Below are 23,342 nucleotides of genomic sequence, written 5' to 3' on the forward strand. Positions count from 1 at the left end.
ACCGGATCAGCCCAGCGTGAACAGGAAATCTTGCGCGGTGAGAGCGTCGCCGTCGTGGTCGATCTCGATGGTCGGGGCGTCGGCGTCGAGGATCCGGTCCAGCCGCAGCGTCAGGCGGTCACCGCTGGTCGACACGCCGACATCGCCCCGCTCGAGACGTCCGTTGCCGTTCGTGTCGACGTCGGCAAAGCTTGCAAGCTCGTCACCGAAGCCGATCAGCACGATCCGGTCGCCCTCTGTCCGGTCGTAATCCTTGATCATCGCAGAGGCGTCGCCGTCGGACGCGGCAAAGACGAAGAAATCGCCGCCGTCACCGCCTTCGAGCGTGGCCTCACCGCTGCCGCCGGTGAGGACGTCGTCGCCACTATCCCCGATCAGATGGTCACGCCCGTCTCCACCGACCAGCAGGTCGTCGCCTTCTCCGCCCTCAAGACGGTCTCGGTCGTCCCCCCCGTAGAGCTGGTCGTTGCCCGCGCCGCCGAAGAGTTTGTCCCGGTCGTCGCCCCCATGCAGGACGTCGTCGCCTCCGCCTGCCGCTATCTCGTCGTCTCCATCTTCACCAAAGATCTCATCTGCGGCTGAACTGCCCGTGATCTTGTTGTCGCCACGGGTGCCGGTGATCGTGTTGTAGTCCGGGCTCTCGGGTTCGGGCGCCGGGGTTTCGGTCCTGTCGCCCGCAGGCGTTTGCGCAATGTTGCGCCAATCGGTGAAGAGGCCCGCGATCTCCGAAAGGATATGCGCCTGCTGGCTGCGGTCGACGAGCCAGTCCGCGCCCGGGAAGCTGTTCGCGGAAAAGCCGATGTCGCTGCTTGCCCATCTATCGTGATAAAGTGACGAGTCGTCGATCTTGACCACGGGATTGCCCCCAGTCGCGGTGTTGGCGAGAAAGGCGACCTTCTGCCCGCCGATGACGCGAAAGGCGGCATTCCCGGCGTCCTGCACTAGGTTGTTCTCGACAAGGACGTTCAGGATTTCATAGGTCAGACCAGACTCGAGAAAGCCGGGCATGTAGTTGGCGAGATTGGTGTAACCGCCGATCTCGATCCCCACATGGGCGACGCCGATCAGCGTGTTGCCCGTGACCACGACGTCTTTGGACCCGCCTTTCAGCGATATCCCGATGTTGCCCATGTCGAGGAACCGGTTTCCCGCAATGGTGATCCGCTCGCCTCCCACAAGATCGAGCGCGGATTCGGTCGACCCACCGCCTGTGATTGTGTTGTCCTCGACCACGATGCCCGACACCTTGGACAGCTTGATCCCGTCACCCGCACCGCGTTCGATCAGGTTGCCGCTCAGGGTCACATGGGTGGCAAAGTCGGTGCCGTCCTTCACGCCGTGAACATGCACAGTCTGCTTCGCGGGATTCGTGCCGCTGCCAAGGGTGAAGCCCGTGACGGTGATACTATCCGCCCCCGCGATCTCCAACGTGTCGCGCAGGCTGTCGGCGGGGTCGATCCGGGTCGCCTCCGGGCCACCAACCGCAATGAGCGAGATCTGGTTGGTCCGGATGACAAGGTTTTCGGCGTAGTGACCGGGGTGGACAAGGATCGTGTCGCCCGGCGCGCTCGCATTGATTGCCGATTGGATCGAGGTAAACGCAGAGGCGGGGGAATCGGAAGGGAGCGCGCCTTTATAGACATGGAGGTCGGACATCGGATGTGTCCTTTCGTGTTGCCTGGTTTCATGCTCGCTCGCCTTCAGGGAACGGGGCATTGGCCGGTCCCGCAAGCGAAATCCGCCGCTTGGGCGGCGCTTGGAACGCGCAACCTCCACCCTGCGCGAAAAGAGACCACGACGCCAAAAAATCAGCGCCCTCGCGTCAGCGGTCCGGTCGCGGTGACGAGCGGGCAAAGGCCTTGGTCACCCCGTCGCGGAGGGCGCCAAGAATCGGCGGTTGCATAAGAAAGGCGGAAGATTTAGGCGGCATGCAGGGTCGAAAAGACTCTTTTCGAGTGAAATCATGGTCAAAGGCGGGAGAAACCCTTGCCCGCGACGCATAAATCTTGGGCGAACGGTGAAGCAAAGTGACGGAAAGACGAAATCGACCGGGTGCCGGTTGCCGTTTCTCCGGCATTGCTCCTTAACTGACCGCACATTGGAGAACGGATTTTGGGAGCGCAGATGAAGATTGCAGTAGCCGGGATCGGTTACGTGGGACTGAGCAATGCGGTCCTTCTGGCCCAGCACAACAAGGTCACCGCCGTCGACGTGAGCCAGGAGCGTGTCGACCTCGTCAATGCCCGCAAATGTCCGATCGTCGATGCGGAGCTCGAGGAGTTCCTTGCCGAGAAAGAACTCGACCTCACGGCGACGACAGACGGTGCCACGGCCTATGGCGATGCGGACATCGTGATCGTCGCGACGCCGACGAACTACGATCCGAAATTCAACTACTTCGATACCTCCTCGGTCGAAACCGTGGTCGATCAGGTGATTTCCGTGAACCCGGATGCGCTGATCGTTTTGAAGTCCACCATTCCCGTGGGCTATGTCGACGAGCTGCGCGACAAGACCGGCTCGCAGAACATAATCTTCTCGCCGGAATTCCTGCGCGAAGGGCGGGCGCTCTACGACAACCTCTATCCGTCGCGCGTGATCGTGGGCGAACGGTCCGACCGGGCGAAGATGTTCGCCGAACTGCTGCTCCAGGGCGCGATCAAGAACGACGTCGATATCCTTTTCGTCGGCTCGAAAGAGGCCGAGGCGATCAAGCTCTTCGCCAACACCTATCTCGCGATGCGGGTCGCCTTCTTCAACGAACTCGACAGTTACGCGATTTCGGGCGGCATGAACTCGCGGGAGATCATCGACGGCATCTCGCTTGATCCGCGGATCGGCAATCACTACAACAACCCGTCGTTCGGCTACGGCGGCTATTGCCTGCCGAAGGACACCAAGCAGCTTCTGGCCAACTACAACCACGTGCCCCAGAACCTGATCCGCGCCATCGTGGACGCGAACCGGACCCGCAAGGACTTCCTGTCCGACCAGATCCTGATGCGCGGACCCAAGACGGTGGGAATCTACCGCCTGGTGATGAAGGCGGGCTCCGACAATTTCCGCCAGTCGTCGATCCAGGGCATCATGAAGCGGGTCAAGGCCAAGGGGATCCCGGTCGTGGTCTACGAACCGGTGATGGAGGAGGACCAGTTCTTCAACTCGCCGGTGATCCGCGATCTGGAGGCCTTCAAGGCCTTGTCCGACGTCATCGTGGCCAACCGCATGACCGACGACATTTCGGATGTGGCCCACAAGGTCTTCACCCGCGATCTGTTCGGCGCGGACTGACGCGGGTCGCGCACGCATCCCGTCATGACAACGGAAGGATAGTAAGGTGCCCACTGCTCTCGTAACCGGCGCGGCCGGGTTCATCGGCTCGTTCGTCTGCCGGCGCTTCCTTGACGAGGGCTGGCGCGTGATCGGGCTCGACTGCCTGTCGGACTACTACGACGTGGCGCTCAAGGAGCGGCGGGAGGCGATGCTGAACCAGTCGCCGAATTACCGCTCGGTGCACGAGATGGTCGAAACGCCCGGGTGTCTCATGTCCCTTTTCGAGGAGGAAAGGCCCGACGTCGTCGTGCACCTCGCCGCGCAGGCCGGCGTCCGTTACTCCATCGAGAACCCGCGCGCCTATCTGGAAAGCAATATCATCGGCACCTTCGAACTTCTCGAAGCCGCGCGCGCCTTTCCGCCCCGGCACATGCTGCTCGCCTCCACGTCCTCCGCCTATGGCGCGAACACCGTGATGCCCTACCAGGAGACGGTGAAGGCGGACCACCAGATGTCCTTCTACGCCGCGACGAAGAAATCGACCGAGAGCATGGCGCATAGCTACGCGCATCTCTTTGACCTGCCGATCACGATGTTCCGCTTTTTCACGGTCTACGGCCCGTGGGGGCGGCCGGACATGGCGCTCTTCAAGTTCACCAAGAACATCCTCGAGGACAAGCCGATCGACGTCTACAACTTTGGCGACATGAAGCGCGACTTCACCTATGTCGTCGATCTGGTCGAGGCGATCTGGCTGCTCGTCGCGGCGGTCCCCCTGCGGCCCGAGGACGGGACCGTCGCGGAAGGAGACAGCCTGTCACCGGTCGCACCCTTCAGGGTGGTGAACATCGGGAACTCGAACTCGGTGCAGCTCACCGATTTCATCGAAGCCATTGAAGAGGCGACGGGTCGCAAGGCGGAGCGGAACCTTATGCCGATGCAGGCTGGCGACGTGCCCGCGACGTGGGCCGATGCCTCGCTTCTGCAGTCTTTGACGGGTTATGCGCCGACGACCGACGTGAAGACGGGGGTGAAGGCCTTCGTCGACTGGTATCGCGACTACTATCAGGTCTGACCCGCGTCGCGTTTGGGGCGCTTGGAAGCAGTGCCGTTTTTGTGTGCACAATGGCGCTCTACCGCTGAATTGTTCCTGCATTGGCATCAATCCTGCCCGCGCGCGGATGTCACCTGTTCCGAAAATAATGATTGATTGTCAGCGGCTTGCCGGTATCGCCGCAGCGCGGCAATCCAAAGTGGGTCGCGCCCGATCAATTCCGTTGCACGCGCTGATTTTTTCTGCATTCTGAAGGAGAAGAATTTGCCGTTGGTGTGTCGTGTCCCACGCTGCCAGTGATCAAATTCGGAGTCTTCAATTGTTAGACACAACTCAGCCTTTCCACGGCGATCCGGCTCTGCCTGTGCCGGTTGTCACCTTTCTTTCGTCCAACAGGACACAGTATTCCTACTACGACTCCTCCGGCGCCCTGCTCGGTGAGGTCATCGTCAAGGTCGAAGGCGACATGACGAGCTATGACTTTTACGACGAAACCGGTGCCAAGCTCGGCTCGGTCGATGAGAAGGTTCAGGGCGATACCGTCAATCTCTGGGTCTTCGACGCGGACGGTGCTCAGGTATCGCGCGAACGAACGATCACGCGCGACCAGTATACATTGGTCGAGCACTGGGACGCGGACGGCTTCACACATGCCGAGAAGTTCATTCATACGGCGACCCAGACGGGCGTGCAGACCTATGACTCCGACTGGAACCTGGTGTCGGCGCATCTCGAAACCGACAATGGCAAGGGCCGCACCCAGACGGCCGATTACGGCTCCGACTGGTTCGTGATCTATCGGGAAACGACGACCGTAGCGGACAACGTCACGACGACCGTGATCGAGGAAAACGGAGCCGGGAACATCACCGGCGGCACTATCGTCACCGTGAAGTCCGACTTCACCCTGGCGGAAACCTTCGGGACGGATTGGGTCCTGTCGGGCGCGGTGAAGACGATCCACACCACGACCCAGACCGGCGAACAGGTCTATGACGGCGACTGGAACCTGATCTCGGCGCATCTGGAGACCGACGACGGAAATGGACGGACGCAGATTGCGGATTACGGCCCCGACTGGTTCGTGATCTTCCGGGAAACCACGACGGTGTCGGGAAATGTAACCAAGGTTGTCATCGAGGAAAACGGCGCTGGGAACATCACCGGGGGCACGTCGACTACGGTCACGGATGACGCGACCCTGATCGAGAACTACGGTCCCGGCTGGGTCCAGATGGATGCGGTGAAGCAGATCCACAACGCCACGCAGACCGGGGTCCAGTATTACGACGGCGACTGGAACCTGATCTCGGCGCATCTGGAGACCGACGACGGAAATGGACGGACGCAGATTGCGGATTACGGCCCCGACTGGTTCGTGATCTTCCGGGAAACCACGACGGTGTCGGGAAATGTAACCAAGATTGTCATCGAGGAAAACGGCGCCGGGAACATCACCGGGGGCACGTCGACCACGGTCACGGATGACGCGACCCTGATCGAGAACTACGGTCCCGGCTGGGTCCTGATGGATGCGGTGAAGCAGATCCACAACGCCACGCAGACCGGCATCCAGTATTACGACGGCGACTGGAACCTCGTCTCGGCGCACCTCGAAACCGACGACGGAAATGGGCGGACGCAGGTCGCGGATTATGGCCCCGACTGGTTCGTGATCTTCCGGGAAACCGTAGCGGTCACCGGGAACGTGACGAAAACCGTGATCGAGGAAAACGGGGCCGGCAACATCACGGGCGGAACCGTCGTGACCGTCAAACCCGACTTCACACTCGTCGAGACCTATGGCGCGGGCTGGATTCTGACCGGTGGGGTCAAGCACGTTCACAGCGCGACGAAGACCGGCACCCAGACCTATGATGCCGACTGGAAGCTCCTTGCGGCTTCGCTCGTCATCATCGACGGTAACCGCCATGTCACCGAAGAATATGGCGAAGACTGGTCGCTGATCTCGCGGCTGCGGGTCACCACGCTCGATTACAAGGTCGTGACCGAGCTACTGGAGGGCGAGGATGCCACGCTCAAGTGGCGGACGATCGACTATGGCGATGGTCCCGGTGTCGAGAACCGCTTCGAGGTCTTCGATGGCGCGGGCAATTTCGTGGGAACCGACGTTCGCGACCTCATGCTGGGCGACGATGGCGAGGATGATTTCCTCGGCGGTCTTGGCGATGACTTCCTCGACGGTGAGAAGGGGGCCGATGTGCTCGACGGCGGCGAAGGCGCGGACGAGATCGACGGCGGGGACGGCGACGACCTCATCCTGGGCGGCGACGGAGACGACGACATCAGGGGCGGCAACGGTGACGACTGGATCGACGGGGGCGACGGCGACGACCTCATCGACGGCAGCCGCGACGACGACACGATCTTTGCCGGTGAGGGTAACGACACGGTCAAAGGCGGTTCTGGCGACGATACGATCGACGGCGGCGCCGGCGACGATATCCTGTCGGGCGGCGCGGATGATGATTTGATCTTCGGCGGCACCGGTGACGACGCGCTTCATGGCGACTCGGGCGATGACACGCTGGTCGGCGGCGGGGGGGCGGACATGCTCTTCGGCTCCAATGGCAAGGATCGGCTGGTGGCCGGTGGCTCTGGCGATGTGCTCGTCGGCGGCGAGGACGCGGATGTCTTCGTCTTCGCCTTCGATCTGGCGGACAGTGGTGCCACACACGTCGTGAAGGATTTCGTGCTGGGGGTGGATACCCTCGAATTCACTCTTGGCATCGGTGTCGTGCCGGATCACTTCGACTTCTTGATTGAGGCGGGCGGCACCACCATCCTCTACGACGACGATATGGATGGATCGACGGATCTCACCATCCTGCTCGAAGGCGTGGCCGGGATCGGGTTTACTGACCTGACCTTCACCTGACGTCAGACATGGCGGTGCGTTGTCCGGATTGGCCGGGCGGCGCGAATACCTCGTCACACCGGGCCGAACCCACCGGGGACGATACAAGAACGCAAAAGGAAAAGACCTTTGATCAATACCGTACTCTTTCCGGTTGCCGGCCTTGGAACCCGGCTCTTGCCGGCCACGAAGTCGACGCCCAAAGAGCTCTTGCCCATCTTCGATACGCCCGCGATCCAGTTCGCGATCAACGAGGCGATCGAAGCCGGCGCGCAGCGCCTCGTGTTCATCACGCACCCTGAAAAGGACAGCATCCTCAAGTATCTGGCGCGCGACTCGGACGGGATCGCGAGCCTGCGGGAAAAAGGCAAGAACGCGCTTGCCGATACCCTCAACGCAACCGGCGTGCCGGACGGCACGGAGATTGCACTTGTGCTTCAGACCGAGCGGCTGGGGCTGGGTCACGCGATCATGCTGGGGGCGAACCACGTGCTCGACGGGCCGGTGGGGGTCATCCTGCCCGACGACGTCATTCTGGGGGCGAGTTGTCTTGCCGAAATGGCGCAGGGCTACAGCGGCGGGCATATGATCGCGGCGATGGAAGTGCCTGAAGACGAGGTGTCGAAATACGGGATCTTCTCGCCCATCGGGGAACGCATGGGGCGGATGCAGCGGGCAGACGCCATCATCGAAAAGCCGGACCCGAGCGAGGCGCCCTCGCGTCTGGCCGCCGTCGGGCGCTATATCCTCGACCCTTCGATCTTCCGGACGCTGAAGAAGATCCCGAAAGGTGCGGGTGGCGAATACCAGTTGACCGACGCCATAGCGCAGAGCGCGGATATCGTCGGGCTGACGGCCTACCACTTCACGGGCACGCGCTTCGACACCGGCAATCACGAGGGGCTTTTGCTGGCGGCTCAGGAGCGGTATCGGCTTCTGAACCTTTAAGCCGACGACCCTGACCTTAAGCCCGGGACGCGCAGGTGGCGCGACCCGGGAACCTCAGGGACCGGTCAGGACGACTTGGTCATGAGACCTGCGAATTTCTCGCTGACGATACCGAAAAGCGCCCCGACGACCATCGAAATCACCGTGCAGACGAGCGGGTTGGCGAGGTTGAAGGTCGCGACATCGGCCCCGGAAAGAAGCCCGTAGCCCGCGATCGCGGCGTAGCCATAGACCGACGCCGGAATGGCGGCGAGGGCCGGAAGCTTTGCGCCGAGCACCAGCACGAAAGCGGTGATCGCCACGACCACCGAGGGCCAGAGCACGCCGGGCAGGGGCGCTGTCACCTTCATGATGAGAAGCAGCGCCACGAAGCCGACGATGGCGCCCCAGATGTTGGCCACGACGGATTTGCGCAAGCCCTCCATCCCGCCGCCGCAGTGATAGAAGCTCGCCCAGGCGATGAAGGCGATCCAGATCTGGATCGTGCCGACAGTCAGAAAAAGGTAAGTGGACACACCACCCAAGAGGCCGATGGAGACGGCCAGCGCAAGTATGAGATCCATGATGTTCCTCCCTTGGATCGGTCAAACCACCGTCGGAGGAAGCTTTTCGTCCCAGTCTTGCACTGCCCCCACGGATGCCCGATTATTGGGGCGAAGCGCGAAAAACCCATTCATTCTTTGGTCTTACGACCACTTCGCGACGAAGGTCCGGCTGGACATCCGACCTTGGTCGCGGAACCTTTAGGCGCTTTCATACCTCTCCGAGCGCAGCGTGATCGCCTTAGCCGAAATAGGCCTTGGCAAGTTCGGCACGATCGTAATTGAGGAAGAACTCGTCAAGTTGCGGCGGTGTGATGCCTGCGTGGGACAGCTGCACATGGGCCTGCCCCCGGTGATGGATCTGGTGCTGGACGAGGTGCGGCAAGATCGCCCCGACCGTTTCCGTCACCCGGCCGCCGGGTCGATCCGTGTCGATCTCGCGCGCAAGGTCGGCATCGGTCAGGTTGCGGCAGAACATGGCGAACCGCATGTCGGCCTCGGCCTGACGGCTGGCAAGCGTTTCGCGCGAAGACATAGGCGCGCGGTCGAAGACGCCCAGTCCCTGACCGCCCCCTTCCAGCGCGTCGAGATAGTAGAGATCGACCGCATAGATATGGTCGAGGGTCTGGTCGAGGGACCCGAAAAAGCCAGGCCGTGGTGCGGTGAAGTCCTCGGCGCTCATCCCCTCCATCGCGGTATAGAGCGTGCGGTTGGCATAGGCGTTGTTCAGCGCGAAGCCGAGCCAGGGATTGGCGAAAGCCATGAGGGCTCCTTTCCGGGGTCGTCGCCCCTGCAGTTGCTCCTGGGATCATATCACGTTCGGCAACCTCGGCGCGACGGGCAAGGGCGCCCGGAACTGGTCACGCCTCGGCCACGGCCTGAAGCGTGGAAATGGCGGGGCGTGGGCATTCGGCGCGCAGGTCGGCGATCCTGCTGCGAGCTCGGGCGCCGGGCCAAGTCGGGCCGAGCAGGAGGTCAGGCAGGTCGCCGTGGCGCAGGCGCAGGCGCCGGTAGTGGTGAAAGGCCGCCAGCCGCACCACCAGACGCGCTATCGGGTCGCGTGGCAGGTCGAAGAGCGTGGCCGTGCAGAGTGCCTCGTATTCGGCGCAAAGCTCGGGGTCGGCCACGGAGTCGCGCAGCCAGTCGGGCAGGGGTCCTGACGGGACACTGGCGATGAGCGCGCCCTCCGGCAGGTCTTGTTCCGGGCCGGCGAAGAGGGCGGCACGGTGCGGCAGGACGAGCGAATCCTCCGGCAGGAAGTCGGCCAGATCAGGAGCCGGGAGCGAAGGGTCGGGCAGGATCAGATGAACCGGCATAACCGCCGACGGCCCCGCGGCATAGATGATCGGGCGCACAGCTTCGGTCCGGTCGCGGCCAAGCGGCGTGAGGGCGTAGCTCGACCCGCGACCGTCGCGCGCGGCCTCGATCCAGCCATCACGTTTGAGCCGGTGCAGCGCGGTGCGCAGGGCCTGATTGTTGATCCCCATGGGCGCGAGGATCATGTCGAGCGTGCGGCCCGACAGGCGATCGCCGGGACGCCGGCAGAGGTCGCCCATCACGGTGACGACGACGGACCAGACCTTGACGGGACCGACGGCCATGAGCGCGTCGATCCGGCTTTGCGTGGAGGGCGAGAACAGGGTCATCGGGCGGGAGGCTACCCCCCCCCGCAGGCGCCCTCAATAGGCGTTCATCGTCAGAAGCTCGTATTGCGCGACTGTCTCGTCGGCATCATCGAGGATCACGACATGCCAGCGCACCTCGCCATATTCGCCGGTGCGCCTGGTCTTGCGTTTCACCGTCAGCACCACGTGGATCGGCGTATCCGCGATCACCGGTTTCATGAAGCGCAGGTTGTCGAGCCCGGTGTTGGCAAGGACGGGGCCTTCGTTGGGTTCCACGAAGAGCCCCGCCGCGAAGCTCAGAAGCAGGTAACCATGTGCCACGCGGTCGGGGAAGAACGGGTTCCGTTTGGCGGCCTCCGCGTCCATGTGGGCATAGAAGGTGTCGCCGGTGAAACTCGCGAAGTGCTCGATATCCTCCATCGTCACCACGCGCGGTTCGGTGGTGATCGTCTCGCCGATCTCGATCTGGTTGAAGGTGCGCGTGAAGGGGTGCGCGGGCGCGGGTTTCGGCGTTGCGCCGGGGACGTGGACGCCGGTGATCGTCTGAAGCATGTCGGGCGAGCCCTGCACGGCGGTGCGTTGCATGAAGTGCTTCACGCCTCGAATGCCACCCATCTCCTCGCCGCCACCCGCGCGACCGGGGCCGCCGTGGATGAGGTGGGGCATCGGCGAGCCGTGGCCGGTCGATTCTTTCGCCGACATGCGGTCGTTGATGTAGACCCGGCCGTGCCAGGCGCCGGCGCCCATGACGACGTCGCGCGCCACGCCCGTATCATGCGAGAAGAGCGAGAGAGCGAGCGAACCTTGGCCGCGATTGGCGAGCGCGACGGCATGATCCGTGTCGCGGTAAGGCATGATCGTCGACACCGGGCCGAAGGCCTCGGTCTCGTGGATTTTCACGGCGGCGTCGGGGTCGGCACAGTGAAAGAGCATCGGCGGCAGGAAGGCACCCTTGACCTTGTCGGCACCCGCGACCTCGAAGTTGTCCGGGTCGCCGATCACGCGCTGGGCCTCGGTCCCGAGGATCGCGGCCTTGGCAAGCACGTCGTCGCGCTGGTCAGTCGACACGAGCGCGCCCATCCGCGTGGCCGGGTCGGCCGGGTCCCCGATCACGGTCTTGGAGAGCCGGGCCTCGAGCGCTTCGATCACATCGGCCACCCGTGCTTCGGGGACGAGGATGCGGCGGATCGCGGTGCATTTCTGCCCCGCTTTTGTGGTCATTTCCCGCGCGACTTCCTTGATGAAGAGGTCGAACTCCGGCGCGTCCGGCGTCACGTCCGGCCCGAGGATCGAGGCGTTGAGACTGTCGGCCTCGGCGGTGAAGCGCGTGGCATTGGAAAGGATGCGCGGGTTCGAGCGCAGTTTGAGCGCGGTGTCGGCGGAGCCCGTGAAGCTCACCACGTCCTGCGCGGTCAGACGGTCGAGCAGATCGCCCGTGCCTCCCGCGATGAACTGAAGCGCGCCCTCGGGAAGCACGCCGGACTCCAGCATGAGCCGCACGGCGAGCTCGGTCACGTAGGATGTGGCCGTGGCAGGTTTGACGATCGCGGGCATGCCGGCGAGCAGGGTGGGGGCGAGCTTCTCGAGCATCCCCCAGACCGGGAAGTTGAAGGCATTGATATGGACCGCGACGCCCTGCATCGAGGTATAGACATGCTGGCCAAGGAACAGGCCTTGCTTGCCGAATTGCTCCACATCGCCATCGACGAGGAGATGGGCATCGGGCAACTCGCGCTTGCCCTTTGAAGCATAGACGAAGAGCGTTCCGATGCCGCCGTCGATGTCGTAGGCGTGGTCGGCCTGCGTCGCGCCTGTGTTGAAGGAGAGGTCATAGAGCGCCTGCTTGTGCTCGGTCAGATGCAGCGCGAGCTTCTTCAGCATCGAGGCGCGTTCGTGGAAGCTCAGGGCGCGCAGGGCCGGGCCGCCGACCTGCCGCGCATGGTCGAGCATCACCTGCGCGTCGAGGGGTCCGCCCGCCTGCGCGATGACTTCGCCGGTCACGGCCGATGCGATGGGGCGGGCCTCCGCGCCCGGTTGCGTCCAGGTGCCAGCCGCAAAGCTCGCCACGTTGATGATCGACATGATGTCCTCCCGTTTGCCAGATTCGGCGTCCAAAACATTATTGACCGTCCGGTCGGTTTAAGCAACAGTAACCCGAACAGGGAGGACCAGATGAGCGACACGATTCTCGTGGCGGATCACGGTGACTGGGTGGAAGTGACCCTCAATCGCCCGGATCGGCTGAACTCATTCACCGAAGAGATGCACCTCGCGCTCCGCGCGGCGCTTGAGGGCGCGGCGACGAAACGCTGCGTGCTACTCACGGGGGCGGGGCGGGGCTTCTGCGCGGGGCAGGACCTTGGCGACCGCGATCCGCGCAAGATGGATGACATTGATCTCGGCCATACGGTGCGGACGCTCTGGGCGCCCTTGGTGCGCCAGATCCGGGCACTCGAGATGCCGGTGATCTGCGCGGTGAACGGCGTGGCGGCCGGGGCGGGCTCCTCGGTCGCGCTCGCCTGCGATATGGTCTTCGCGGGCGCGAGCGCAAAGTTCATCCAGAGCTTCGCGAATGTCGGGCTCGTCCCCGACACCGGCGGGTCGTTTTCGCTCACCAATCTTCTAGGGCCTGCACGGGCACGGGGGCTGGCGCTGACCGGCGAGCCTCTGAGTGCACAGCAGGCGGCCGACTGGGGCCTCATCTGGAAATGCGTACCGGATGAAGAGCTTATGGAGGTCGCACGAGCGCAGGCGGCGATATTCGCGGCAGGTCCGACCTTTGGTTATGCGCAGACGAAGCGGGCCATTCAGGCGGCCGAGACCAACACGATGGACGCGCAACTCGACCTCGAGGCGGAGCTCATGTTCCAGTGTGGCCGCTCGCCCGATTACGCCGAGGGCGTGGGCGCTTTCCTCGACAAGCGAAAGCCGGCCTTCACAGGGAGAAAACCCGTATGACACCCAAGGACATCGCCGAAAAAGCCGGTGCCATCATGTGGGGCAACGACGACGCCTCGAAATGGTTCGGCATGGAACTGACCGAGATCGACGCGGGCCGCGCCGTGATGACGTTGACGGTCCAGCCGCACCACTGCAATGGGCACAAGATCTGCCATGGCGGCGTGATCTTTGCGCTGGCTGACAGCGCGTTTGCCTTCGCCTGCAACTCCGGCAACCAGAACACGGTCGCTCAACACAACCTGATCAACTTCCTCGCACCGGGGCGCGAGGGCGATGTGCTGACCGCCGTGGCCGAGGAGCTCTATCTGAAGGGGCGTGGCGGCATCTACGATATTCACGTGGAAAATCAGGACGGTGTGCGGATCGCGGAAATGCGCGGCATGTCCCGGGCGATCCCCGGAACCCTGTTCGAGGAGGAAAGCGAATGAAGGACCTGACCCCCGACCGTGCGACGCTCGATCCCATCGAAATCGCGTCTCTCGACGAAATCCGGGCACTGCAACTGGACCGGCTGAAGTGGTCGGTGCGCCATGCCTATGACAACGTGCCGATGTATCGGACGCGTTTCGACGAGGCGGGTGTCCATCCCGATGACCTCCAGTCACTCTCCGACCTCGCGAAGTTTCCCTTCACCTATAAGGGCGACCTGCGCGACAACTATCCCTTCGGTCTTTTCGCCGTGCCGCGCGAGAAGATCGTTCGGGTGCACGCCAGTTCGGGCACGACCGGAAAGCCGACGGTCGTGGGCTATACGGCAGGCGATATTTCAAACTGGGCCGACCTCATCGCGCGAAGCCTGCGGGCGTCGGGCGTCAGGCCCGGCGATATCGTCCACAACGCCTATGGCTATGGTCTCTTCACCGGCGGCCTCGGCGCGCACTACGGGATCGAGCGGCTCGGTGCCACGGCGGTCCCGGTGTCGGGCGGGATGACCGAGCGGCAGGTGACGCTCATTCAGGACTTCGCGCCTAAGGCGATCATGGTCACACCCTCTTACATGCTCAACATCCTTGAGCAATTTCATAAGCTTGGCCTTGATCCGCGCGGATCGTCCCTGCAAGTTGGCATCTTTGGCGCCGAGCCCTGGACCGACGCCATGCGCAAGGAGGTCGAGGATGCCTTCGACATGCACGCGGTCGACATCTATGGCCTGTCCGAGATCATGGGGCCGGGCGTGGCCAACGAATGCGTAGAGACGAAGGATGGCCCGGTGATCTGGGAAGATCACTTCCTGCCCGAGATTATCGACCCGGAAACCGGCGAGGTGTTGCCGGACGGCGAGCTGGGCGAGCTGGTCTTCACGACCTTGACCAAGGAAGGCCTGCCGATGATCCGGTATCGGACCCGCGACCTGACCCGGCTGCTGCCCGGCACGGCCCGGTCGATGCGACGGATGGAGAAGATTACCGGGCGCTCGGATGACATGATCATCCTGCGCGGCGTGAACGTCTTCCCGACCCAGATCGAGGAACAGGTCTTGGCCACCGGTGGCATTGCGCCGCATTTCCAGATCGAGCTCTACAAGGCAGGTCGTATGGACGCTATGCGCGTGCAGGTCGAGGCTTTGCCGAACGCCGCGGACGAGGCCTCCAAGAATGCGGCGGCGCGGATGCTGTCCAAGCGGATCAAGGACATTGTCGGCGTCTCGACCGACATCGTCGTCAATGATCCGGGGCAGGTGGCCCGATCCGAGGGCAAGGCCAAGCGCGTGGTGGATAACGGGGGGAAGGGCTGATGGCGCGGAGCATCGCGCGGGACCATGATGAAAAGCGTGCGGCGATCCTCCGGGGCGCCGCGCGTGTCTTTGCGCGCGACGGGTTCGACCGGGCGTCGATGACGCAGCTCGCGCGGGAATGCGGGATCTCGAAGGCGAACGTCTACCACTACTACACGTCGAAAGATGCGATCCTTTACGACGTGCTGGACGGATACCTCGCCGATCTGACCGACCGGGTCACGGGGCTCGACCTTGGCGGGGCGACGCCGGAGGATGCGCTGCGCCGGGTCGTGGTCGAGATCATGCTGGCCTATGAAGGCGCGGATGACGAGCACCGGGTCCAGATGTCGGGTGTCGACCTTCTGCCCCCGGATCAACAGCGGGTGCTCAAGGGCTACCAAAGACAGATCGTCGACTTCGTCGCGGAGATCCTTGCGCATGTCGCGCCGGGGCTGAAGTCCAATGGGCCAAAGCTCCGCCAGGCGACCATGGCGCTCTTCGGGATGCTGAACTGGTATTACATGTGGAGCGCCGATGCCGGCCGTGCCGAGCGGGTCGCCTATGCCGAGCTGGTCGCCGAGATGACGCTCGGCGGCCTGCGCGCGCTCTAGGTCTACCCGAGTTTCGCGAGGATCGGGGTTATGCGCTCCATCCACGCCGCCTTGAGCATGTCGTTGCTGTCGTGCCGCAGGCCCATCTTGCGAAGCTGTTCGAAGCGTTCGGGGCTTCCGATGCCAAAGCTGGTGGCCACGCGCGGCATCCAGTAGTCGAGCGAGTCTTGCACGTCGACGCCCTCCAGTGCGAGCCGCGCGACGCCTAGTTCCGCCAGCGTGGCGTGGGTTTCCTCGACCTTGGCGACGTCGCGCAGGACCTCGGCGAGCGGCTGGTAGCTGACCCGGGACATCTCGCCCAGTTGGACGCAGACCGCGTGGCCCATCAGAAGGTTCATGACCACCGCGTCGGCCCAATCGGTCATCGGGTAGTTGAGCACGGCAAGCCTCATGTCGGTCTCGACCCGACTTGCGCCGATGTCGGCGTCACGGGGTAGCCGCGTGTGCCAGGGATGCTGGTCCACGTAGCGCGCGGTGTCGGCGCCGAAATCGCCCATGAGCGCGAGAACGGCGCGCGCATTGGCGAGCTTTTCGGCCACGATCCGGGCCGAAGCCTCCCGCGCCGCGATGCCGGGCCCACCGTTGATCTGCTCTGCGAAACCGGCAGCACCTGCGAGGTTCGAGTCCACGAAGGTCGACATGATCTTCAGGAGTTCCGCCCGGTAGCGCGGCGGCACATTGCCGGGAGAGGTGAGGCGACCGCCTGCGGCCAGGTAGTCGGTCAGCGTCATGGTATCGAAATCACTGGTCATAATCGACCACCACGCGGTCCGTGACCGGGAAGGATTGGCAGGACAGGACATAGCCCTTTTCGACTTCATAGTCCTCGAGCGCATGGTTCGTGACCATCTCGACTTCTCCTTCGATGACGCGGCAGCGGCAGGTCGAACAGACCCCCGCCTTGCAGGAATAGGGCGCATCAAGGTCGCCCGCACGGGCCGCGTCGAGCACGGACAGCTCTTTCGATGCGTCCACGGTGCGGGTCGATCCATCGAGCGTCACGACGATCTGCGCCTGGTTGCCGCCCTTCGCGGCCTCTTTGGAGATCACGCGCTTGGCGAGCCGTCCCGGCTGGGACGAGGCGAAGAGCTCGAATTTGATCTGTTCTTCGGCAAGTCCCGCGGCCCTTAGCCCGGCGGCGATGCCGAGCATCATGGGCTCGGGCCCGCAGATGAAGGCAGTGTCGATGTCCTCGGCGTCAAGGAAGCCCGAGCGCATGAGCGCGCCCACCTTTTCCTCGTCGATCCGACCTGTGAAAAGGTCGATCTCCTGCGCGTCGGTTTCCAGCACATGGATCACTGCGAGCCGGCCCATATAGGTGTTCTTCAGGTCCTCCAGTTCTTCGCGGAACATGATCGTGGCCACCCCCCGGTTCGCGTAGACCAGCGTGAAGGTCGAGCGCGGCTCGCGGGCGAGGGTGGACTTCAGGATCGAGAGGACTGGCGTGATGCCCGAGCCACCGGCGAAGCCGACGTAATTCTTGCCGGCACTCGCGTCGAGCGGCGTGTGGAACCGACCCATGGGCGGCATCGCCTCGACCCGGTCACCGATCTTGAGGTCCTCGTTGGCCCAGGTCGAGAAGGCCCCGCCTTCGACGCGCTTGATGCCCACCTGAAGGATGCCGTCATCGAGCCCCGCGCAGATCGAATAGGACCGGCGCAGTTCCTCGCCGTCGAAGTCCCGACGGAAGGTCAGGTATTGGCCCTGGATAAAGGCAAAGGCCTCTGCATCCGAAGGCTTCAGCGTCACCACAACCGCATCGCGGATGGTCTTCTTGATGTCGGTGACTTCGAGTTCGTGGAACCGTGCCAATAGCGCCTCCTCAGATGCACTTGAAATAGTCGAAAGGCTCGAGGCAGTCCTTGCACCGCCATTGCGCCTTGCAGGGGGTCGATCCGAACTGGCTCAGCTTCTCCACATTGGGGCTTGCACAATTCGGACATTTATCGGGGCCGCCCGCCGGTTGTGGCGGCGCAATACCATACTTTTCCAACTTCTCTCGTCCGCGCTCGGACATCCAGTCGGTGGTCCAGGGCGGCGAAAGCTGTCGTTTCAACTCGATCCGCTCCAATCCGTGGTCACGCAGGGCATTCTCGATATCGAGGTTGATCACGCTCGTCGCCGGACAACCTGAGTAGGTGGGCGTGACGGTCACGACACAGGTGTCGCCCTCCCACGCCACGTCCCGGATGATGCCGAGGTCAGTCAGCGTGATCACCGGGATTTCCGGGTCGGGGACGCTGTCGAGCCAGTCCCATATCTGGTCGGTGGTGGGGCGCATGGCCTTACCACGCGTTTCCCGGATAGGCGCGCTGGAGCCACTGCATCTGGGTCAGGAGATGGCCCAGGTGTTCGGTGTGCATCCGGCCCGTCTTGCCGGACCCGCGATGTCCGAAATGCGCCTCGGGCAGGGACAGCGTCGCTTCGGCAAGCACGCCGTTCACCAGAGCGTCGTAATCGGCCTTGAGCGTGTCGGGCGAGGGGATCACCCCCGCCTCGGCAACCGCCGCGTCCACTTCGTCCGCGATGAACAGTTCCTGCGCATAGGGATAGAGGATGTTGAGCGCCTCCTGCATCCTGCGGTGGCTTTCCTCGGTCCCGTCGCCAAGGCCGATCACCGTGCCAGACGAGCGGTCGACGTGATAGGCGGCTTCTTTCGCGGCCTTCTCGGCAATCTCGGCGATGCGTGGATCGCTCGACCCCGTGAGGGCCCGCAGGTTGATCAGGTTAAAAGCATCGAACAGGAACTGGCGCAGGATCGTCTGGCCGAAGTCGCCGTTGGGCAGCTCGACCAGCAGTACGTTGCGGAAATCCCAGGCGTCGCGCAGGAAGGCGAGGTCATCGGCCGAACGGCCCTTGCCCTCGACTTCGCCCGCGTATTCCAGCCAGAGGTTTGTCTGGCCCAGGAGATCGAGCGCGGTGTTGGCGAGCGCGATGTCCTCTTCCAAGACAGGCGCGTGCCCGCACCATTCCGACACGCGGTGGCCAAGGATCAGGGCGTTGTCGCCCAGACGCAGCAGAGCTTCGAATTTCGGGTCCATCACATGTGCCCTATTTCGTCGGGAATGTCGTAGAAGGTCGGGTGGCGGTAGACCTTGGTTTCGCTGGGCTCGAAGATCGGGCCCTTGTCGCCCGGCGCAGTGGCGGTGATGTCCGCAGCCTTGACCACCCAGATCGACACGCCTTCGTTGCGGCGGGTATAGACGTCCCGCGCGTTCAGGATCGCGGTCTCGGCATCTGGCGCATGAAGCGAACCGACATGCCGGTGCGACAGCCCGTGCTGCCCGCGAATGAAGATTTCCCACAGGGGCCATTCTTTTTTCATCTGTCTCGCTCCCTATTCCGCCGCGACCTTGCGGGCAGCTTTCTTGTCGGCATGGGCCAGCAGCCCCTCGCGCACCCAGGCGCCGTCGTCCCAGGCCTTCTGGCGCGCGGTCAGACGGTCGGAGTTCACCGGACCCGCACCCTTGAGCACGTCGAAGAACTCGTCCCAATCGGGTTCGGAAAAGTCGTAGCCGCCCTTTTCCTCGTTCCACTTGAGGTTCTCGTCGGGCACGGTTAGGCCAAGGTATTCGGCCTGCGGCACCGTCTGATCCACGAATTTCTGGCGCAGCTCGTCATTGGTGTTGATCTTGATCTTCCACGCCATCGACTGTTCCGAGTGCACGGAGTTGGCATCCGACGGGCCGAACATCATGAGCGAGGGATACCAGAAGCGATTGAGCGCATCCTGCGCCATACGCTTTTGTGCCTCGGACCCTTGGGCCATGCGCATCATGATGTCGTAGCCCTGCCGCTGGTGGAAGGATTCCTCCTTGCAGATCCGCACCATGGCGCGCGCATAGGGGCCGTAGGACGTCCGTTGGAGCGGCACCTGATTCATGATCGCGGCTCCATCGACCAGCCAGCCGACCGCGCCGATGTCGGCCCAGGTGAGCGTCGGGTAGTTGAAGATCGAGGAATACTTCATCTTGCCCGACAAGAGCATCTCGGTCATCTCGTCGCGGGTCACGCCTAGCGTTTCGGCGGCGCAGTAGAGGTAAAGGCCATGACCCGCTTCGTCCTGCACCTTTGCCAGAAGGATCATCTTGCGCTCGAGCGTCGGCGCGCGGGTGATCCAGTTGCCCTCGGGCAGCTGACCGACGATCTCGGAATGCGCATGCTGGCCGATCTGGCGGATCAGCGTTTTCTTGTAGCCCTCGGGCATCCAGTCGCGCGGCTCGATGCGGATATCGGCATCGACCTTGTCCTGAAAGTCGCGTTCTTCGGGGCTCATCTCCTCGCGGGATTTCACGCCCTGTCCGGTGGATTTGACCATCTGTGCATACATGTCGTCGGTCCTCCTAAGTCGGGCGTTCGCCCGCGTTTCGATCCGGCGCGTCAGACGCGCTCGATAATCATCGCCGTCCCCTGGCCCACGCCCACGCACATCGTGCAAAGCGCATAGCGCCCGCCGCTGCGTTTGAGCTGATAGGCCGCCGTCATCACGAGCCGCGCCCCGGACATCCCAAGGGGGTGCCCAAGTGCGATGGCGCCGCCCAACGGGTTCACCCGGGGATCGTCATCTGCGATGCCAAGCTCGCGCAGGGTGGCAAGCCCCTGGGCCGCGAAGGCTTCGTTCAATTCTATCACATCCATCTGGTCGATGGTGAGCCCCGTGCGCGCGAGCACCTTGCGCGTGGCCGGAACCGGCCCGATGCCCATGACGCGGGGTTCGACGCCCGCCGCCTGCATCGCAACGACACGGGCCATGGGGGAGAGGCCGTGCGCCTTTACGCCAGCTTCCGACGCCATGAGGATCGCCGCCGCGCCGTCGTTCACGCCGGAGGCGTTTCCGGCGGTAACGGTCAGGTCGGCCCCATTCACGCCCTTGAGCTTCGCGAGTTGATCCATCCCTGTGCCGGGGCGCGGGTGTTCGTCGGTGTCGACCACCGTCGGATCGCCCTTGCGGTTCGGGATCGTCACCGGGGCGATTTCGTCCGCGAAGAGGCCTGCTTCCTGCGCCTTGGCCCAAGCGGCCTGCGAACGGACCGCGAAGGCATCCTGATCTTCGCGGTTGATGTTGTAATCGGTAGCCACGTTGTCGGCGGTCTGTGGCATCGAATGGGTGCCGAATTGCGCGTCCATCTTCTTGTTCACGAAGCGCCAGCCAATCGTGGTGTCATAGACCGCGTTAGACCGGGAGAAGGCGCTGGTGGCTTTCGGCATCACGAAGGGCGCACGCGACATGCTTTCGACGCCGCCCGCGATGGCGAGGTCGTAGTCGCCGGCCTTCAGTCCGCGTGACGCCATGCCGACGGCATCCATTCCCGAGGCGCAGAGGCGGTTCACCGTGGTGCCGGGCACGTCGACCGGAAGTCCGGCCAGGAGTGCGGCCATGCGCGCCACGTTGCGGTTGTCTTCACCTGCCTGGTTCGCATCACCGAAGATCACGTCATCGACCTTGGCCCAATCCACGCCGGGATTGCGGGCCATGAGCGCGGCGATCGGCACCGCGGCAAGATCGTCGGTCCGCACGGACGACAGCGCACCGCCATACCGGCCGATGGGCGTGCGTTGCGCATCGCAGATGAAAGCGTCGGTCATGTATCCTCCCTCATCGCCTGCGGGTCGTTTTTCCCGACCGCACGGTCGAGATATGAAATGTGGCGATTCGACGCAAGGGAAATGTTACGGATTATTCTATGTCAGCGAAAATCTGTAACGTATTTGACCGAGTGTTGAAGACCCTCTTCTGCGACGGACGCTTTCAGTTCGGGGTCTGTGCCGCGAGGACAGCGGCCGCGACGGAGATGGCGCGGCCCATGTCGGTGGCGCTCGCATGTTCCTCGGGCACGTGGCTGACCCCGTCCCGGCACCTTAGAAAGAGCATCGCGATAGGGCAGAGGTCGGCCATGGCGCTGGCATCATGGGTGGCACCCGAGGGAAGCTCGCGCCCCGCGCCGCTGTGATCGATGTCGGCTGCGACGAGGGCGGCACGAAGCGCCGGGTCGCAGGGCTGTGCGGGCTGAACATAGGTGCGGCGCATGTCGAGGGCGAGGCCGCGCAGGTCGGCGATCTCGCCCGCCCTGTCCGCCAGGCGCTGGCCGGCGGCGGCGCGCAGGCCATCGTCGGGCGCGCGGATTTCAAGTGTTAGTCGCGCCTCGCGCGGCACGGCGTTCACCACACCGGGCGCAATGTCGATCTGGCCGACCGTGACCCGAAGATCCTCGCTGCGCCTTCCGAAGTCATGGACGAAGGAGATGAAGTCCGCCGCACCGACGAGCGCATCCTGCCGTCCCTCCATGGGCAGGGTCCCCGCGTGCCCGGTCCGTCCCGTGAAGGTCACCGTATGACGCTCGATCCCGCAGATCGCCGTCACGATCCCCAAAGGCAGGCGCTCGGCTTCGAGGATCGGTCCCTGTTCGATATGGAGTTCCAGATATCCCATTGCGCGCGCCGGGTCGCGGGCGAGGGAGGGGATGGCGTCCGGGTCGCAGCCAAACTCGGTCAGCGCTTCGCGCAGGGAAATGCCCTCCCGGTCCTTCAGATCGAGCACGGAAGGGTCGAAGGTGCCTGCCAGGGCTCGAGGCCCGATGAGCGCGGTCGGAAACCGCACGCCTTCTTCGTCGGCAAAGGCGGCGACCTCGATTGCGAAGGGCAGGACGATGCCCTCGGAGGTCAGCTTCTCCACTGCCAGACAGGCGAGCGCGACCCCCATGATACCGTCGAACGCGCCACCCTCGCGCACCGAATCCTGGTGCGACCCCATGTAGAACGTCGGGGCATCGGCTGGTCCGCGTCGTCCGATGAGCGTCCCGGCGGCATCGAGCGACACCTCCATCCCGGCGGAGGTCATCCAGTCCGTGATCTCGGCCAAGGCGTCGCGATGTGCCGAGGTGAAGGGCAGGCGGGTGACGCCCTGTCCGGGGGCGGAACAGCGGGCGATCCGCGCGAGCCGTTCCTCGGCGAGCCGGCCCCAGTCAGAGGCGGCTGGAGGCGCCGGGTCAGTCAAGTGCGCGCTCCGGTTCCGCAAGCGTCGGCACCTGCCGCGCCCAGAAGGCATAGTCGCCCGAGGTCGCGCGATCATGAAGGTCGAGGAGCGCGCCGACCGGATCCGGCGCATAGTCGATGCGCAGGCTTAGAGGGGCGTGATGGGGGGACACGACCAAGAGCGCGGCCGACATGAGCCCCCGCGAGTCGCTACCAGCGCCGCGACCGGCGACGAGCGCGGCAAGGAGCCGCTCGGACAGGTGACCGGCGCTGGACCGGAAGGCTTCGACGGTCGACGGAACGACGTCGTCCGAGGCGAGAAGATTGCCGGTGGCCACCCCTGTCTCGAACACCATTTCCCCCACTTTCGGTGTGTTGGAGGCTCCGGTGAAACTTGCCGCGTCCTGAGTCCCGATCACGGCAAGTTGCCGGAAGTCGCGACCGCCGTCCGCGCCCGTGATCCGGGACACTGCCTGCGCCGCGGTTTCGCCGGTTTCGAGCGCCGCGAGCGCCTCGTCGCCCCAGAGAGTGGAGGGCGAGGCGCCTTGGGAGGCGCTCATCCCGACCCCGGCGCGACCCCGAAGAACCCAGCCCCCGACGCAAAGCGACCCTGTCGCCGCCGCGCCGCCGAATGCCCCTGTTTCCGGGTCTCTCGCGAGAATGGAATAGGTCATGGGTCCTCCGCTTCGGTGGTTCGTGCTGGCCCCTGATTTATCATGATAAATTGACCGATGCAATTTATCATGATAATTTGAGTCGCA

General features: G+C 63.8%; 22 protein-coding genes. 8 read left to right on the forward strand and 14 right to left on the reverse strand.

Going from position 1 to position 23,342, the window contains the following annotated elements:
* Positions 1-6 precede the first annotated feature (6 nt).
* On the reverse strand, positions 7-1,656 hold the full coding sequence (locus KJP29_RS09895; RefSeq protein WP_218463400.1) for a right-handed parallel beta-helix repeat-containing protein: 1,650 nt from the start codon (positions 1,654-1,656) through the stop codon (positions 7-9).
* A 468-nt stretch (positions 1,657-2,124) separates the two neighbouring features.
* On the opposite strand from KJP29_RS09895, the gene KJP29_RS09900 reads away from it, so the two are divergent.
* From KJP29_RS09900 to KJP29_RS09915, 4 genes are all read left to right on the forward strand, one after another.
* On the forward strand, positions 2,125-3,291 hold the full coding sequence (locus KJP29_RS09900; RefSeq protein WP_218463401.1) for a nucleotide sugar dehydrogenase: 1,167 nt from the start codon (positions 2,125-2,127) through the stop codon (positions 3,289-3,291).
* Between the two features lie 46 nt (positions 3,292-3,337).
* Positions 3,338-4,348 (forward strand): NAD-dependent epimerase/dehydratase family protein, encoded by a 1,011-nt coding sequence (locus tag KJP29_RS09905; RefSeq protein WP_218463402.1) that lies wholly within the window; start codon positions 3,338-3,340, stop codon positions 4,346-4,348.
* A gap of 298 nt (positions 4,349-4,646) precedes the next feature.
* The gene (locus KJP29_RS09910; protein WP_218463403.1) at positions 4,647-7,226 is read left to right on the forward strand and encodes a calcium-binding protein; all 2,580 of its coding nucleotides are present in this window, start codon (positions 4,647-4,649) and stop codon (positions 7,224-7,226) included.
* 108 nt (positions 7,227-7,334) lie between these two features.
* On the forward strand, positions 7,335-8,153 hold the full coding sequence (locus KJP29_RS09915) for a UTP--glucose-1-phosphate uridylyltransferase (RefSeq protein WP_218463404.1): 819 nt from the start codon (positions 7,335-7,337) through the stop codon (positions 8,151-8,153).
* A gap of 65 nt (positions 8,154-8,218) precedes the next feature.
* Here KJP29_RS09915 and KJP29_RS09920 read toward each other — a convergent pair whose 3' ends face one another.
* From KJP29_RS09920 to paaZ, 4 genes are all read right to left on the reverse strand, one after another.
* Positions 8,219-8,716, reverse strand: a complete 498-nt coding sequence (locus KJP29_RS09920; RefSeq protein WP_218463405.1) for a DUF1097 domain-containing protein — start codon at positions 8,714-8,716, stop codon at positions 8,219-8,221.
* Between the two features lie 220 nt (positions 8,717-8,936).
* Positions 8,937-9,458 (reverse strand): DinB family protein, encoded by a 522-nt coding sequence (locus KJP29_RS09925; RefSeq protein ID WP_218463406.1) that lies wholly within the window; start codon positions 9,456-9,458, stop codon positions 8,937-8,939.
* 97 nt (positions 9,459-9,555) lie between these two features.
* Positions 9,556-10,341: a PaaX family transcriptional regulator C-terminal domain-containing protein gene (locus KJP29_RS09930; protein WP_218463407.1), complete on the reverse strand. Its 786-nt coding sequence runs from the start codon at positions 10,339-10,341 to the stop codon at positions 9,556-9,558.
* Positions 10,342-10,374: 33 nt separating this feature from the next.
* Complete coding sequence (gene paaZ / locus KJP29_RS09935; protein WP_218463408.1) at positions 10,375-12,402, reverse strand: phenylacetic acid degradation bifunctional protein PaaZ; 2,028 nt, start codon at positions 12,400-12,402, stop codon at positions 10,375-10,377.
* A gap of 90 nt (positions 12,403-12,492) precedes the next feature.
* On the opposite strand from paaZ, the gene paaG reads away from it, so the two are divergent.
* From paaG to KJP29_RS09955, 4 genes are read left to right on the forward strand one after another with little or no spacing between them, the layout of a single operon-like run.
* Entirely contained in the window at positions 12,493-13,278 is a 786-nt protein-coding gene (gene paaG / locus KJP29_RS09940) for a 2-(1,2-epoxy-1,2-dihydrophenyl)acetyl-CoA isomerase PaaG (RefSeq protein WP_218463409.1), read from the forward strand.
* Positions 13,275-13,709, forward strand: coding sequence for a hydroxyphenylacetyl-CoA thioesterase PaaI (gene paaI / locus KJP29_RS09945; RefSeq protein WP_218463410.1), 435 nt, complete (start codon positions 13,275-13,277; stop codon positions 13,707-13,709). Before paaG ends, paaI begins: the two co-directional genes overlap by 4 nt.
* On the forward strand, positions 13,706-15,016 hold the full coding sequence (paaK, locus tag KJP29_RS09950) for a phenylacetate--CoA ligase PaaK (protein WP_218463411.1): 1,311 nt from the start codon (positions 13,706-13,708) through the stop codon (positions 15,014-15,016). Before paaI ends, paaK begins: the two co-directional genes overlap by 4 nt.
* Positions 15,016-15,609 (forward strand): TetR/AcrR family transcriptional regulator, encoded by a 594-nt coding sequence (locus KJP29_RS09955; RefSeq protein ID WP_218463412.1) that lies wholly within the window; start codon positions 15,016-15,018, stop codon positions 15,607-15,609. Before paaK ends, KJP29_RS09955 begins: the two co-directional genes overlap by 1 nt.
* A 2-nt stretch (positions 15,610-15,611) precedes the next feature.
* On the opposite strand, the gene KJP29_RS09960 is transcribed toward KJP29_RS09955, so the two are convergent.
* The 9 genes from KJP29_RS09960 to KJP29_RS10000 all read right to left on the reverse strand — a co-directional run bounded on the left by KJP29_RS09960 (position 15,612) and on the right by KJP29_RS10000 (position 23,255).
* Entirely contained in the window at positions 15,612-16,361 is a 750-nt protein-coding gene (locus KJP29_RS09960; protein ID WP_218463413.1) for a Phenylacetic acid catabolic protein, read from the reverse strand.
* On the reverse strand, positions 16,351-17,421 hold the full coding sequence (paaE, locus tag KJP29_RS09965) for a 1,2-phenylacetyl-CoA epoxidase subunit PaaE (protein ID WP_218463414.1): 1,071 nt from the start codon (positions 17,419-17,421) through the stop codon (positions 16,351-16,353). The genes KJP29_RS09960 and paaE overlap by 11 nt, the downstream gene beginning before the upstream one ends.
* Before the next feature lie 10 nt (positions 17,422-17,431).
* The gene (gene paaD / locus KJP29_RS09970; RefSeq protein ID WP_218463415.1) at positions 17,432-17,890 is read right to left on the reverse strand and encodes a 1,2-phenylacetyl-CoA epoxidase subunit PaaD; all 459 of its coding nucleotides are present in this window, start codon (positions 17,888-17,890) and stop codon (positions 17,432-17,434) included.
* A gap of 4 nt (positions 17,891-17,894) precedes the next feature.
* Complete coding sequence (gene paaC / locus KJP29_RS09975; RefSeq protein ID WP_218463416.1) at positions 17,895-18,650, reverse strand: 1,2-phenylacetyl-CoA epoxidase subunit PaaC; 756 nt, start codon at positions 18,648-18,650, stop codon at positions 17,895-17,897.
* Positions 18,650-18,934, reverse strand: a complete 285-nt coding sequence (paaB, locus tag KJP29_RS09980; protein ID WP_218463417.1) for a 1,2-phenylacetyl-CoA epoxidase subunit PaaB — start codon at positions 18,932-18,934, stop codon at positions 18,650-18,652. The genes paaC and paaB overlap by 1 nt, the downstream gene beginning before the upstream one ends.
* 12 nt (positions 18,935-18,946) lie before the next feature.
* Complete coding sequence (gene paaA / locus KJP29_RS09985) at positions 18,947-19,939, reverse strand: 1,2-phenylacetyl-CoA epoxidase subunit PaaA (RefSeq protein ID WP_218463418.1); 993 nt, start codon at positions 19,937-19,939, stop codon at positions 18,947-18,949.
* Positions 19,940-19,989: 50 nt separating this feature from the next.
* The gene (gene pcaF, locus KJP29_RS09990) at positions 19,990-21,195 is read right to left on the reverse strand and encodes a 3-oxoadipyl-CoA thiolase (RefSeq protein ID WP_218463419.1); all 1,206 of its coding nucleotides are present in this window, start codon (positions 21,193-21,195) and stop codon (positions 19,990-19,992) included.
* Positions 21,196-21,358: 163 nt separating this feature from the next.
* On the reverse strand, positions 21,359-22,603 hold the full coding sequence (locus tag KJP29_RS09995) for a M20 family metallo-hydrolase (RefSeq protein ID WP_255553537.1): 1,245 nt from the start codon (positions 22,601-22,603) through the stop codon (positions 21,359-21,361).
* Positions 22,596-23,255 carry a DUF1028 domain-containing protein gene (locus KJP29_RS10000; RefSeq protein ID WP_218463421.1) on the reverse strand — a complete coding sequence of 220 codons (660 nt, stop codon included), beginning with the start codon at positions 23,253-23,255 and terminating at the stop codon, positions 22,596-22,598. The genes KJP29_RS09995 and KJP29_RS10000 overlap by 8 nt, the downstream gene beginning before the upstream one ends.
* Positions 23,256-23,342 lie beyond the last annotated feature (87 nt).

This window comes from Maritimibacter sp. DP1N21-5, assembly GCF_019218295.1.
Taxonomy (GTDB): domain Bacteria; phylum Pseudomonadota; class Alphaproteobacteria; order Rhodobacterales; family Rhodobacteraceae; genus Maritimibacter.